Genomic DNA, 13,422 nt, shown 5'->3' with positions numbered 1-13,422 from the left:
GGGCTGGTCGCATAGGATGAGTGATTTAGTATTGGATACATGCGCGTACTAGTTATAATTTTGCGTAAAAAACACATATGTTAAGTAAGTTAACTTTCTTATGTTAGAAAACCTGACATAAAGTTCTTGATTACTAAGAGTTTTTAGAATATAATTTTCTTATTGTTAGGAAGAGGGGGCAATGCAATTATGGATTTTTTAGCTAAGGTAATTGGGGATGTGAATAATGTCCTTTGGTCATATATCATTATTGCGATGTTAATTGGGTTAGGACTCTACTTTTCATTCCGTGTGAAATTTGTCCAAGTTCGTTACTTCGGTGAAATGATTCGATTGCTTGGGGATGGGGCAAGCTCGAAAACGAGGAAAGCGCAAAAAGAGAAGAGTGGTGTATCATCATTCCAAGCATTTTGTATGAGTACAGCTTCTCGTGTAGGTACTGGTAACTTAGCTGGTGTAGCTATCGCAATTTCAGCAGGTGGACCAGGCGCAGTATTTTGGATGTGGTTAATCGCGGTAATTGGGGGTGCTTCTGCATTTGTAGAGAGCACATTAGCGCAAATTTATAAAGTAAAAGATGGGAATACGTTCCGTGGTGGCCCAGCGTATTATATGGAAAAGGGTTTAAATAAACGCTGGCTTGGAGCTATTTTCTCTGTATTAATAACAGTAAGTTTCGGATTAATTTTTAACGCTGTACAATCTAATACTGTAGCAGCTGCTTTTGATGGGGCATTCAAAACAGATAGTAGATTAGTAGGTCTTGTAATGGCTGGTCTACTTGCAGTTATTATTTTCGGCGGAGTAAAACGAATTGCTCGCGCGGTTGAAATGATCGTTCCAGTAATGGCAATCATTTATGTAGCAGTGGCATTATTCGTTGTTGTAACAAACATTACGGCAATTCCATATGTATTTAAAGAAATTTTCTTACATGCTTTCGGAATTAAAGAAGTAGTAGGCGGAGGATTAGGAGCTGCGATTTTATTAGGGGTAAAACGCGGATTATTCTCAAATGAAGCAGGTATGGGGAGTGCGCCGAACGCAGCAGCGACTGCAAACGTAACGCACCCAGTTAAACAAGGTTTCATTCAAACTTTAGGGGTATTTACAGATACATTATTAATTTGTAGTTGTACAGCATTTATCATTCTTTTATCAGATGTGCATAATGCAGCTGATTTAAATGGTATTCAATTAACGCAGCAAGCGTTAAGTCAACATATCGGACCGTGGGCTTCTATATTTGTAGCAGTTGCAATCTTCTTGTTTGCATTTAGTTCATTAGTAGGTAACTACTACTATGGTGAAACGAATATTGAATTCTTAAATGGAAGTAAAGTGTTATTAACAGCGTACCGCATTGCTGTACTTGGTATGGTTATGTTAGGTTCTGTAGCAACAATTCAAATCGTTTGGGATTTAGCAGATCTATTCATGGGTATTATGGCTGTTATTAACTTAGTTGCAATCGTATTCCTTTCTAAGTATGCTTTTGCAGCGTTATCAGATTACGTAAAGCAAAAGAAACAAGGAAAAGATCCAGTCTTCTATGCGAATTCAATTCCAGGTTTGAAAAATACAGAGTGCTGGGAAGAGCAAGTAGCAGATAAAGAAAAAGCGGTATAATGGAATGGGCATCAAGTGAAACTTGATGCTCATTTTTTTGTTTTAGTTAGTTATTTGTTAGAAGTAAAAGACGAACATTAATTGATGTTTCATAATAAAATGTAATTTTTTTAAGAAAAGTGCGGATATGAGATGTGATTTATGTTAGAATGGAAAATGCCTTTGAAACAAGAGGTTTTATGATTTTTCCTATACGATTGAAGGTTTTGGAGGAGAAATGGAAAGTTCGGATTATTTCTTGTTTTGAGTGGTCAGACGTTCAACGTTAATGAAGAGTTAAATGGAGGATTTTATTAATGAAGTTTGTTATGTTTCTTGTAGGATTACTCGTTGTATTTGTACTCGGTTTTCTTATAAGCTCCGATCGAAAGAAGATTAAGTATAAACCAATCGCAATTATGCTTATTATTCAGCTAGCATTATCTTATTTCTTATTAAATACACAAGTTGGTTATATTTTAGTAAAAGGAATTTCAGATGGATTTGGCGCGCTTCTTGGATATGCAGAAGCTGGAATCGTTTTCGTATTTGGTGGCCTTGTTAATAAAGGAGAGGTTTCATTCTTCTTAACAGCGTTATTACCAATCGTATTCTTTGCCGTTTTAATTGGAATTCTGCAACACTTTAAAATTTTACCGATATTTATTCGTGCTATTGGTACGTTGTTAAGTAAAGTAAATGGTCTAGGAAAATTAGAATCATATAACGCAGTAGCAGCTGCTATTGTTAGGCAAGCGGAAGTATTTATTACAGTAAAAGATCAATTAAGTAAAATCCCAAAACATCGTTTATATACATTATGTGCATCTTCCATGTCGACAGTATCAATGTCAATCGTCGGTTCTTACATGAAAATGATCGAACCAAAATATGTAGTAACAGCACTTGTATTAAATTTATTTAGTGGTTTCATTATTATTCATATTATTAACCCGTACGATATTACAGAAGAAGAAGATACACTGAAATTAGAAAATAAGAAAAAACAATCATTCTTTGAAATGTTAAGTGAATATATTATGCTCGGTTTCACAATCGCGATAACAGTAGCAGCGATGTTACTTGGTTTCGTAGCATTAATTACAGCAATCAATAGCTTGTTTGATTCAATGTTCGGTATTACATTCCAAGCGATTTTAGGATATATTTTCTCCCCATTAGCATTCGTAATGGGTATCCCGCAAGCAGAGATGGTAACAGCGGGACAAATTATGGCAACGAAATTAGTATCAAACGAATTTGTTGCGATGCTTGATCTTGGAAAAGTAGCTGGTGATTTATCAGCTCGTACAGTTGGTATCCTTTCTGTATTCCTTGTATCATTTGCGAACTTCTCATCAATCGGAATTATCGCAGGTGCAACGAAAGGTATCGATGAGAACCAATCAAATGTAGTATCATCATTCGGTCTACGCCTTGTGTACGGTGCGACATTAGTAAGTATTCTATCAGCGATTATCGTTGGTGTTATGTTATAGAAAAAGATGGCCCTAGCTCATAGCTAGGGCTATTTTTTATGGTAAATTTGCATGAAAAAACCAATTAATTAGGAATATATTAACATATAAAAATCTTTTAAAATTTATATTGCATTTCACCTAGATAACGCTTACAATTTGATTTGTAGGTGGTATCAATTTCAGACTTTCAAGTATGGTAGGAGAGAAGAGGCTACCTTTAATAAATTGCAATTTATGTAAACGCTTACTGATTTTAGATAACAGTTGAATAGTATTTAGGGGTTTTAAATTTTTTTAACATCAATGGTCAGACGTCATTCGTTATACGTTATACGACCAATAACTCGTGGGAGAAGTGGAGGATTCACATATGAAGTTCGTAATGTTTCTAGTCGGTTTACTTGTAGTATTTGTACTAGGGTTCCTTATCAGTTCAGATCGTAAAAAGATTAAATATAAACCAATTGCACTTATGCTTGTCATTCAATTGGTACTTGCGTATTTCTTACTAAATACAAAGGTCGGATTTGTATTAGTAAAAGGGATTGCAGATGGATTTGGGGCTATTTTAAAATTTGCGGAAGCAGGGGTTAATTTCGTATTTGGTGGTCTAGCAAATGATGGACAAGCACCATTCTTCTTAACAGTATTATTACCAATTATTTTCTTAGCAGTACTAATTGGGATCTTACAACATATTAAAATTTTACCGATTATCATTCGTGCAGTCGGTTTCCTATTAAGTAAAATTAACGGCTTAGGAAAACTAGAATCATATAATGCAGTAGCAGCTGCAATTGTTGGTCAAGGTGAAGTATTCATTACAGTAAAAGATCAATTAAGCAAATTACCGAAAAATCGTTTATACACACTTTGTGCATCTTCCATGTCAACAGTATCGATGTCAATCGTCGGTTCTTACATGAAAATGATTGATCCAAAATATGTAGTAACAGCACTTGTACTAAACTTATTCAGTGGATTCATTATCGTTCATATCATTAATCCATATGAAGTAAAAGAAGAAGACGATATTTTAGAGTTGCAAGAAGATAAGAAACAAACATTCTTTGAAATGTTAGGCGAATATATTATGCTTGGTTTCTCTATCGCTGTAACAGTAGCGGCGATGTTAATCGGTTTCGTAGCATTAATTACAGCAATTAACGGTGTATTCGATTCAATTTTCGGAATCACATTCCAAAGCATTTTAGGATATGTATTCTCACCATTAGCATTTGTAATGGGTATTCCAACATCAGAGATGTTAACAGCAGGACAAATTATGGCAACGAAATTAGTAACAAATGAATTCGTTGCAATGCTTGACCTTGGTAAAGTAGCTGGCGATTTATCAGCTCGTACAGTAGGTATTTTATCTATCTTCCTTGTATCATTTGCGAATTTCTCATCAATCGGAATTATCGCAGGGGCAACGAAGAGTATCGATGGTAAACAAGCAAACGTTGTATCATCATTCGGACTAAAACTTGTATACGGTGCAACGTTAGTAAGTATATTATCAGCGATTATCGTTGGGGTTATGCTTTAATAAATAGTAAAGAAGTCGTTTATCTCTCGCTTAGAGGGATGAACGGCTTTTTTGTTTTGGTATGATAAATAATACAGAGAGGGGGAATTAGGTTGAAAGAACGAGGTAGTTTAGGGGGATTTGATGAGATTATAGAGAACATTGATCAATTAACTGGAGAAGATGCTAGGGCGTTTTTGAAATTTATACATGGATATTTAAGTATAGTAGGGGTGGGGGATGGGACGTTTACTGAGAGTGATTTTGTTGAAAAGGTTGCAGGGCTTTATAAGAAGGATGTGGCTAAGGTTATTGAGCTTAGAAAAGAACAAATTAAAAAATCACCTTAATCCATTCATTAAGGTGATTGAAATATTACTCAGCTGGAGCTGTAAATGTACGTTTCTCTAATTCAGCATCTAGCATAAATAGTGCGTTTGAATCGCTTGTAATACGTTTTAATTTTTGGATGATGCTATCGAATGAAGATTCTTCTTCTACTTGCTCATCGACGAACCATTTTAAGAATGTAATTGTTGCGTGTTCACGCTCATCCCAAGCGATATCAGATAGGTTGTAAATACGTTTTGTTACTTCACGCTCGTGCTCAAGTGCCACTTCAAAAGCGTTCAGTACAGAGTCATATTCGTTATTTGGATTATCAAATCCAGTAATAATAGCGCGCTCACCGCGGTCATTAATGTAGTTGTAAAGCTTCATTGCGTGGAAACGTTCTTCTTCAGCTTGTACAAGGAAAAAGTTAGCGAATCCATCATAGCTTTCGGCTGTACAGTAAGCAGCCATTGCCATATAAGCGTGGGCAGAGTAAAACTCAAAGTTCATTTGATCGTTTAGTGCGTCGTGCAATTTTTTAGATAACATAAAATCCCCCTTAGTATTGTGACAAGAATATTATACCATAATTGATAATATTCTCATTTAGATGTCTCGAACCTTTTCGAAAGCTTTGTTACGTGTGCGTCCATAATGTCTTGTAAGTCTAAATCATATTTTTGCGAAAGAATAATAAGATTAGATAGTACATCACCAAGTTCTTCCTTTAGTTCTTGTTTTAGCTCTTCTTCTGTTTTCGCATCTTCATCAGGGCGATCGCGGCCGATTTCAATAGCGCGAACGACTCGTGAAACTTCCCCAACTTCCTCGGTTAAGAAATTTAAGCGAATAAAGGCATTATACTGTGACCAGCTTCGTTTTTCATAAAATTCCTCAACCCATCTTTGAAATGCAACGATATCCATTTCTTTCTCATCCCCTCAATATGTTGTACAATGTTCATTGTATCATAACAATATATAGTTTCGGGGTGTAAGGATGAGAAAGATTTGTGTGTTTGCAGGTTCCAACTTAGGGGAGAGACCAGAATTTAAAGAGCAGGCAATAGCGTTAGGGAAAATGTTTGTTGAGAACGACTATGAGCTTGTATATGGTGGTTCTTGCGTTGGATTAATGGGAGAAGTAGCAAACGAAGTTCTTCGCTTAGGTGGCCGTGTAACAGGTGTTATGCCGCGCGGTCTATTCCGAGGAGAGATCGTTCATACAGGGTTAACAGAATTAATTGAAGTAGAAACGATGCATGAACGTAAAGCGAAAATGGCAGAGCTTGCGGATGCTTTTATTGCACTACCAGGCGGATATGGAACGTTTGAAGAGCTATTTGAAGCAGTATGTTGGTCACAAATTGGTATACATAATAAGCCAGTTGGTTTATTGAACATAAAAGGCTTCTACGGACCAATTCTGCAAATGGTTGAACGTGCAGCAGAAGAAGGATTTATGAATCCATCAAATAAAGAGTTAATCGTTTCAGCTGAGACGGCCGATAAATTAATTCATAAAATACAAAATTACGAGCGTCCTGTTTTAGGAACGAAGTGGAAGCAACTATCATAATACAATTTTATAGAGATTTTTGGAAACACATGTCATTTTATCTTGAAAAGGCATGTGTTTTTAATTTGGTTAAATATGTTAATTTTGAGATATAATGTTTTTGAAAAAGGAGAAATAGATGGAGGAGTTTGTGTATTTACGTCCTGTTTTTAAAAGTATTTTAGCAGCATCTATTCTTGTTATGCTAATTGTTTCAATACAGAAGAAAGAGCTGATTAATGAGTTTTCGCTTTGGTTTATTTCGATATTGTGTGTTGGTGTTTCCGCGATAACGTTGTTTATGTCTGGCTTTATTGTGGATGAGTATAATTTAGGTGGAGATTCGGTGTCGTTTGATATGTTTATTGGGATAGTTTGTATTAGCGGTTTGAATTTTATTATTTATTATAGACGGAAATAAAAAGGAGGCATTCCGTATTACTTTGGAATGCCTTTATCATTTTGATTACTTTGTTTTTTATACAAGTACCAGCCACCCCAGCCGCCACTAATTGCTACTACAACGAGGAAAGCGTAGTCTTTCACCTCGATACGTATGTTGAAAATATTAGCTATAAGTAAGACAATCCCAACTGTTATTAATGCAAAAAATGCTCTAATTAAGTAGTCTTTCAACTGAACCACTCCCGCCATTTAAGTAGTAAATGATGAATATGGAAAAGCTTTTTGGATCTATTTTACTAAAGGGTGTTACCTATATTTTAGCATAAAAGAGATTGTAATATATTGATGAAAGTAGGGATAGGGAGGTGCTAATATTGTCGTGATTTGTCGGTAAGTCGATATCCTATGTCGAATCGTCGATATAATGAAAAAATCGTTGATATATTTGAAAAATCATCGATATATAGGGAAAATCGTTGATATAAATTTCATGTACCAGCACGCGCGACCATTCCATAGAAAAAAGCGACTCTGAACGAGCCGCTTCCGCTTTTAAGTAATATCCAGCTCCAGCGGCTAGAACAGTCGGTTGTTTCACTCCTTCATTCGAGGCAAAAAGCGCCTCGTAATCAGGAGTTCCAACACCCTCCTGTTCTGAACGAGCCGCTTCCGCTTTAAATGATATCCAGCTCCGGTGACTAGAACAGTCGGTCATTTCGCGCCTTCCTGTGAGGCAAAAAACGCCTCTTCGTCAGGAGCTCCAATGCCCTCCTGTTCTGAGCAAGTCACCTCCGCTTTAAAGTCTATTATTGATTCAAGAACGCACGTAGCATCCAAGCGTGTTTTTCTAGTTCTGTGTAGATTCCTAGTAGTAGGTCAGATGTCATTTCATCGTCAGAGTTTTGAGCGATTTCCATGCCTTTTTTCAGTTCGACTAGCATCATTTCGTAGTCTTTCATGATTGCTTCGACCATCCCTTCTGCAGTTTCTCCGTATGCTGCTTCTTGAATAGAAGATATTTCTAGGTATTCTTTCATTGTTGCTACTGGTTTGCCACCAATTGCTAAAATACGTTCTGCAATTTCATCGATGTGAGTAGCTGATTCTGTGTAAAGTTCTTCGAATTTCTCATGTAATGTGAAGAATTGAGGTCCTTTTACGTACCAATGGAAGTTGTGTAGTTTTGTGAATAAAACGCTCCAGTCTGCTACTTGTTTGTTTAATACTTCGATTACTTGTTTGTTCATTATGATCAATCTCCTTTTGAGTTGTTATGTGATATCAATTACTAATTTATAATTATTATAATCTAGTAATTCGTATAAATCAACCCTTTTGCTGGAATTAATTTGAACAAATTATGAACTGTGTAAATAAAAATCCCTATTACTGTAGAGTAATAGGGATTTTGTTTGATATATAGCTCTTGTTCTGAACGAGCCGCTTCCGCTTTAAATGATATCCAGCTCCGGTGACTAGAACAGTCGGTCATTTCGCGCCTTCCTGTGAGACAAAGAACGTCTCTTTGTCAGGAGCTCCAATGCCCTCCTGTTCTGAGCAAGTCACCTCCGCTTTTAATCTATCCAGCTCCAGCGGCTAGAATCTCCGGTCATTTCGCTCTCTCACTCGAAGCAAAAAGCGCTTCAAGGTCGAGAGCTTGAAGTGTCCTGCGATTCTGAACGAGCCGCTTCCGCTTTTAATCTATCCAGCTCCAGCGGCTAGAATCTCTGGTCATTTCGCTCTCTCGCTCGAAGCAAAAAGCGCTTCAAGGTCGAGAGCTTGAAGTGTCCTGCGATTCTGAACGAGCCGCTTCACCGTTTAGCTGTTATACAGCTTTTTTATTCTCTTCTACATCCTGTCCATCCCAGCACTCTGTATTTTGTAAGCCAGGGATAGAGCTTGCAACGAAAACAGGATCTTTTCCTTGTTTCTTTTGCTTCATATAGTCTACTAATGCTGCGTAGGCGAATTTGCTTAGGAATGAGATGGCAATTAAGTTTGTCAATACCATTAGTCCCATGAATAAATCAGCTAAGCTCCAAACTGTTTGAAGGGCAGCGATTGATCCGAAGAATACCATTCCGACAACGGCAACGCGATAAATCATTAACCATGTTTTGCTTTCTTTAATAAATGCGATGTTTGTTTCACCATAATAGTAGTTTCCTAGTAAAGAACTGAACGCGAATAGGAAAATAATAATTGCTAAGAAAGTGCTTGCCCATGGTCCGATTTGTGAACTTAATGCATTTTGTGTTAATTCGATACCTTGTAAGTTTGTTCCTTTGTAAAGGCCCGAACATAATACGATAAATGCTGTTGATGTACATACTAAGAACGTGTCTACGAAAACACCTAATGCTTGAACAAGTCCTTGTTTTACAGGGTGAGATACATCTGATGTTGCGGCTGCGTTAGGGGAGCTACCCATACCTGCTTCTGTTGCGAATAGACCGCGCTGAATTCCGAACTTAATTGCTGCTCCAATACCACCAGCGATGGCTTGGTCTAAACCGAATGCACCATTAAATATTTCCATAAAAATGCTTGGTAACATAGTAAAGTTGTTAATAACAACAAAAATAGCCACACCAATATAAATGATTGCCATTGGAGGAACAATCATTTCCGTAATACGTGAAATGCTCTTAATACCACCGAAAATAATAACTGCAACTAATAAAGCTAATAGAGCTCCTACGATCGTTCGCTCTAGTCCAAAAGCATTTTCAAATGCTATTGTTACTGTGTTTGCTTGTACAGAGTTGAAAATTAATCCGTACGCAACTGTAATAAGAAGTGAGAACCAAACACCCATCCAGCGTTTGTTTAATCCTTTTTCCATATAATATGCTGGGCCACCACGGAATCTGCTTCCATCTTTTACTTTATAAATTTGCGCGAGCGTACATTCTACGAAACTAGTAGCTGCTCCAAGGATAGCGATAAACCACATCCAAAATACTGCGCCAGGTCCGCCCATTGAGATAGCTAATGCTACACCAGCTAAGTTTCCGATACCGATACGTGCAGCTGCACTTAAGCAAAATGCTTGGAACGGTGAGATGCTATCTTTCTTTTTTTCTTTTCGATTAAATCCTTTACTAATTAATCCGACCATCTCACCGAAATGAGTAATTTGGACAAATTTTAATTTAAAAGAGAAATAAAGACCGAAGCCGATTAGCATTGCAATAAGAATATATGACCATAAAATATTATTCGTTACCTCAAGGAATCTGCTAAAGATATCAACCATATAATACACTTCCTTTTTTCCGTAATAAGAAAATTATATGCAAAAAATATACGAGAATCAATTTTTCTAAAAAATCATGTTACTTAAACTCATTTTATGTTATGATTATGTTACATCGTAATATTTTTAGAATTATTTACATTTTAAAAAACTAAATGTAACGCAAGAAAGAGGGGATAATTTGAAAGAAGAAACTTTATGGAAAGTAAGCCTTAAAAGTTTGAAAATGAGAAGTAATATATTTTTTATCGTTACATCTTTAAGTATCTTTTTAGGAGCCACTTATTATTACAATAAAAGATTTCCAAGTCACAGGTATCCTGAATGGTTAGAATTTCTAAAGTTGATTGGTTGAATAAAAGACAGAAAAACAGAAAATTCAAATAAAAAACATTGTGGAGGAGCTAAATATGAATATTAGAGAAAGTGAACTTCCGGGTATTGGCTATAAATTTCAAATCGTTACGAAAGGTAATGAAAAGATGGTAATTGTAATTCATGATGACGGACGTAGAGAAATGTATCATTTTGATTCAGACCATGAAGAAAGTATCTCAAGTATTTCATTACGCGACTCAGAGGCAAGACAAATTGCAGCCATATTAGGCGGAATGGTATATAAGCCTAGAGCATTAGAAAATGTTGAAATGGTTTTTGAAGGGTTGGCGATTGAGTGGTTTAAAGTGGAGAAGGAAGCGCCAGCAATCGGAAAAACAATCGGCGATCTGGAAATAAGAAAAACATATAGCGTAACGATTATTGCAGTTATGAAAAAGAATATGAAAAAGCTATTTAATCCAGGACCAGAAACAGTAATTGAGGAAGGCGATATGCTTGTAGTTTCAGGCGAGAGAGAAGAAATTAAAAAAATTATTAATGAGTTACTTTCGAATAGGGGGACTGACTAGATGGATACGTTAATTTTTGAAGTTGGTACAGCGTTAGTATTAGTTGCAATTGCGGCAGTAATTGCTGGAAAGTTTAAATTCTCAGTTATTCCATTTCTAATTGTTCTTGGGATGCTAGTGGGACCACATGCGCCGACAATAGGTGTGATCGATTTCAAATTTATTGAAAGTGCAAATGTAATTTCGTTCCTTGGACGGATTGGCGTTCTGTTTCTTCTGTTCTATCTAGGACTAGAATTTTCAATGAAAAAACTAATTAAATCTGGACGTTCTATTGCAATTGGCGGAACGATCTATATTTTAATTAACTTTTCACTTGGCTTATTATACGGATTTATAATGGGCTTCCCTTTACTAGAAATCTTAATTATTGCGGGTATTATTACGATTTCTTCTAGCGCTATCGTTGCAAAGGTGTTAGTGGATTTAAGAAGAACTGGTAATAATGAGACCGAATTAATTTTAGGAATTATCATGTTCGAAGATATATTCCTGGCTGTATATTTATCAGTCGTTTCTGGATTAGTTCTAGGGGATCACGCTTCATTCTTAGGTGCCCTTACTTCAATTGGAATTGCTTTAGGATATATGCTTCTATTCTTTATTGTAGCTAGAAAGGCGACGCCGTTATTAAATAAATTGCTCAATATTAGTTCGGATGAAATTTTCATTATTGTAGTATTTGCCTCATTATTCTTTATTGCAGGTTTCTCGGAAACAATTCATGTTGCTGAAGCAATTGGAGCACTTCTTTTAGGGTTAGTTTTCTCTGAGACAGAGCATAGTGACAGAATTGAACATCTCGTTGTTCCATTTAGAGACTTTTTCGGAGCTATTTTCTTCTTCAGTTTCGGATTAAGCATTGATCCGTTCTCACTGGGCGGAGCGATATGGTTAACGTTAGGTGCTGTCCTTCTTACAATCATCGGAAACTTTATAGCAGGGATGATTGCTGGGAGACAAGCTGGATTATCTCATAAAGCATCAACAAATATTGGATTAACAATCGTTTCAAGAGGAGAATTCTCCATCATTATGGCCAATATCGGTATCGCTGGTGGTTTAATGTCAGTCTTGAAGCCATTTTCAGCACTATACGTGCTTATACTATCTATCTTAGGTCCACTTCTGACGAAAGAGTCAAAGAATGTATATAAATTTTTAAATAAAGTCTTTAAGTGGGATACGAAGACTAACTAAATTAAAAAAATAAAAGTAAAAGATATGTATGAAAAAGTGATTACGGAAAAGGAATCTATGTCGATATAGATTCCTTTTTGATTGGCATTTTTTCAAGGATGAAAGAATACGTTTAATATTTACCATATTGTGGCATACATATAGAAAAAGGATGCTTGGAAAGGGGAATAAAGAGAAATGGAACTCCAGTTTCAAAATGTATATCAACAGGTGGAGAATTGGTATGTGTTGGATTCGGAGCTTCCTTGGGATGTCAAAAGGCTTAGAGACGATTTATTTTCACTGATTGAAGTATGTAAAACACCGGTTATTTTTTGTGATACGTGTGATGCGAATCATGTCCTTTTATCATTAGGAGAAGAAGAAGAGGAATTTTTATTCCCGGTAGGTGGTTTTTATCATAAAGAAAAACAATTAATTTTTGTTTGTATGTGGGAAGAGTATGAGCAAGTCCTTAAAACACTACTGCATGAATTTCGTCATGCAATGCAGCATAAGAGCGAAGTATTGCATGTTGGAAGTGAATTGTACGAAGATAGATGGATTGAGAAAGATGCGAGAAAGTTCACGGAGAGGAAGTTAGATGAATATAAAAATAGAAAGTTAATGTAAAGCATAGTGGAGAAATGACGCTGTGCTTTCTTTGCTTCTTACTAAAAATAAGTAATTGACTTTTATAAAGTTTAGTTCTAAACTAATGGTATGAAACGAGCGAGGTGATGAAATGAAAACAGAAGATAGACTAGGTTTACTCCTATGGTTTCGTTTATCACGTTTTTATAACAAAAGTATTCGTGAGACGAATCAGCATTTGAAAGAATGGAATGTATCTGCCGCTCAGTTTGATGTACTAGCTCAAGTTGGAGGGCATGATCGTTTGACGCAGCAAGAGCTTGGAAATAAGCTATTTGTTACGAAGGGAAATATTACGCAGCTTTTAAATAAAATGGAGCAGCTTGAGTGGATTCGTCGTGAACAAGAAGGTACTACAAAATATATTTCATTAACAGAAAAGGGAAGAGCTTTATATGAAGAAATCGTCCCGCCTCAAGAAACATTCCAAGCGGAGCAGTTTCAAAATTTAAATGTAGAAGAACAACATCAATTATTACAATTACTAAAAAAGTTACAGTGAGAAAA

16 protein-coding genes are annotated in these 13,422 nt (G+C 36.1%); 10 read left to right on the top strand and 6 right to left on the bottom strand.

All coding sequences use genetic code 11. The features are described 5' to 3' along the window. The first annotated feature begins 189 nt into the window (after positions 1-189). From EGX95_RS24130 to EGX95_RS24115, 4 genes are all read left to right on the top strand, one after another. Positions 190-1,629 carry an alanine/glycine:cation symporter family protein gene (locus EGX95_RS24130; protein WP_000346401.1) on the top strand — a complete coding sequence of 480 codons (1,440 nt, stop codon included), beginning with the start codon at positions 190-192 and terminating at the stop codon, positions 1,627-1,629. A gap of 296 nt (positions 1,630-1,925) precedes the next feature. Beyond that, a complete protein-coding gene (locus tag EGX95_RS24125; protein ID WP_123805759.1) occupies positions 1,926-3,107 on the top strand; it encodes a NupC/NupG family nucleoside CNT transporter in 1,182 nt (393 codons plus the stop codon). 352 nt (positions 3,108-3,459) lie between these two features. Further along, positions 3,460-4,641, top strand: coding sequence for a NupC/NupG family nucleoside CNT transporter (locus EGX95_RS24120; protein WP_000673868.1), 1,182 nt, complete (start codon positions 3,460-3,462; stop codon positions 4,639-4,641). A gap of 92 nt (positions 4,642-4,733) precedes the next feature. After that, entirely contained in the window at positions 4,734-4,970 is a 237-nt protein-coding gene (locus EGX95_RS24115) for a hypothetical protein (RefSeq protein WP_000664384.1), read from the top strand. 25 nt (positions 4,971-4,995) lie between these two features. Here EGX95_RS24115 and EGX95_RS24110 read toward each other — a convergent pair whose 3' ends face one another. Together EGX95_RS24110 and EGX95_RS24105 are read right to left on the bottom strand one after the other, a co-directional pair. Then, the gene (locus tag EGX95_RS24110; RefSeq protein ID WP_000949391.1) at positions 4,996-5,502 is read right to left on the bottom strand and encodes a ferritin; all 507 of its coding nucleotides are present in this window, start codon (positions 5,500-5,502) and stop codon (positions 4,996-4,998) included. Between the two features lie 53 nt (positions 5,503-5,555). Continuing rightward, a complete protein-coding gene (locus tag EGX95_RS24105; protein ID WP_000355748.1) occupies positions 5,556-5,879 on the bottom strand; it encodes a MazG nucleotide pyrophosphohydrolase domain-containing protein in 324 nt (107 codons plus the stop codon). Between the two features lie 88 nt (positions 5,880-5,967). On the opposite strand from EGX95_RS24105, the gene EGX95_RS24100 reads away from it, so the two are divergent. After that, positions 5,968-6,531 (top strand): LOG family protein, encoded by a 564-nt coding sequence (locus EGX95_RS24100; protein ID WP_002029040.1) that lies wholly within the window; start codon positions 5,968-5,970, stop codon positions 6,529-6,531. A gap of 118 nt (positions 6,532-6,649) precedes the next feature. Beyond that, positions 6,650-6,931 (top strand): hypothetical protein, encoded by a 282-nt coding sequence (locus EGX95_RS24095; RefSeq protein WP_000390914.1) that lies wholly within the window; start codon positions 6,650-6,652, stop codon positions 6,929-6,931. A gap of 17 nt (positions 6,932-6,948) precedes the next feature. On the opposite strand, the gene EGX95_RS24090 is transcribed toward EGX95_RS24095, so the two are convergent. From EGX95_RS24090 to EGX95_RS24065, 4 genes are all read right to left on the bottom strand, one after another. Next, a complete protein-coding gene (locus EGX95_RS24090; RefSeq protein ID WP_000656324.1) occupies positions 6,949-7,146 on the bottom strand; it encodes a hypothetical protein in 198 nt (65 codons plus the stop codon). 172 nt (positions 7,147-7,318) lie between these two features. Then, a complete protein-coding gene (locus tag EGX95_RS24085; protein ID WP_002092629.1) occupies positions 7,319-7,630 on the bottom strand; it encodes a hypothetical protein in 312 nt (103 codons plus the stop codon). Positions 7,631-7,721: 91 nt separating this feature from the next. Further along, positions 7,722-8,162, bottom strand: coding sequence for a Dps family protein (locus EGX95_RS24080; protein WP_001041890.1), 441 nt, complete (start codon positions 8,160-8,162; stop codon positions 7,722-7,724). A gap of 578 nt (positions 8,163-8,740) precedes the next feature. Next, positions 8,741-10,174 carry an alanine/glycine:cation symporter family protein gene (locus EGX95_RS24065; RefSeq protein WP_000227570.1) on the bottom strand — a complete coding sequence of 478 codons (1,434 nt, stop codon included), beginning with the start codon at positions 10,172-10,174 and terminating at the stop codon, positions 8,741-8,743. Positions 10,175-10,584: 410 nt separating this feature from the next. Here EGX95_RS24065 and EGX95_RS24060 point away from each other — a divergent pair, with 410 nt between their 5' ends. The 4 genes from EGX95_RS24060 (at position 10,585) to EGX95_RS24040 (ending at position 13,417) form a co-directional block, all read left to right on the top strand. Further along, positions 10,585-11,082 (top strand): cation:proton antiporter regulatory subunit, encoded by a 498-nt coding sequence (locus EGX95_RS24060; RefSeq protein ID WP_001026062.1) that lies wholly within the window; start codon positions 10,585-10,587, stop codon positions 11,080-11,082. Then, entirely contained in the window at positions 11,083-12,282 is a 1,200-nt protein-coding gene (locus tag EGX95_RS24055; protein ID WP_000380208.1) for a cation:proton antiporter, read from the top strand. Between the two features lie 177 nt (positions 12,283-12,459). Continuing rightward, complete coding sequence (locus tag EGX95_RS24045) at positions 12,460-12,894, top strand: DUF3920 family protein (protein ID WP_000422824.1); 435 nt, start codon at positions 12,460-12,462, stop codon at positions 12,892-12,894. Between the two features lie 112 nt (positions 12,895-13,006). After that, a complete protein-coding gene (locus EGX95_RS24040; RefSeq protein WP_000845457.1) occupies positions 13,007-13,417 on the top strand; it encodes a MarR family winged helix-turn-helix transcriptional regulator in 411 nt (136 codons plus the stop codon). Positions 13,418-13,422: the final 5 nt, after the last annotated feature.

Source organism: Bacillus sp. FDAARGOS_527, assembly GCF_003812125.1.
Lineage (GTDB): Bacteria > Bacillota > Bacilli > Bacillales > Bacillaceae_G > Bacillus_A > Bacillus_A paranthracis.
Note: the sequence above shows the minus strand (reverse complement) of the source record. Positions and strands in the feature narration are given on the sequence as shown.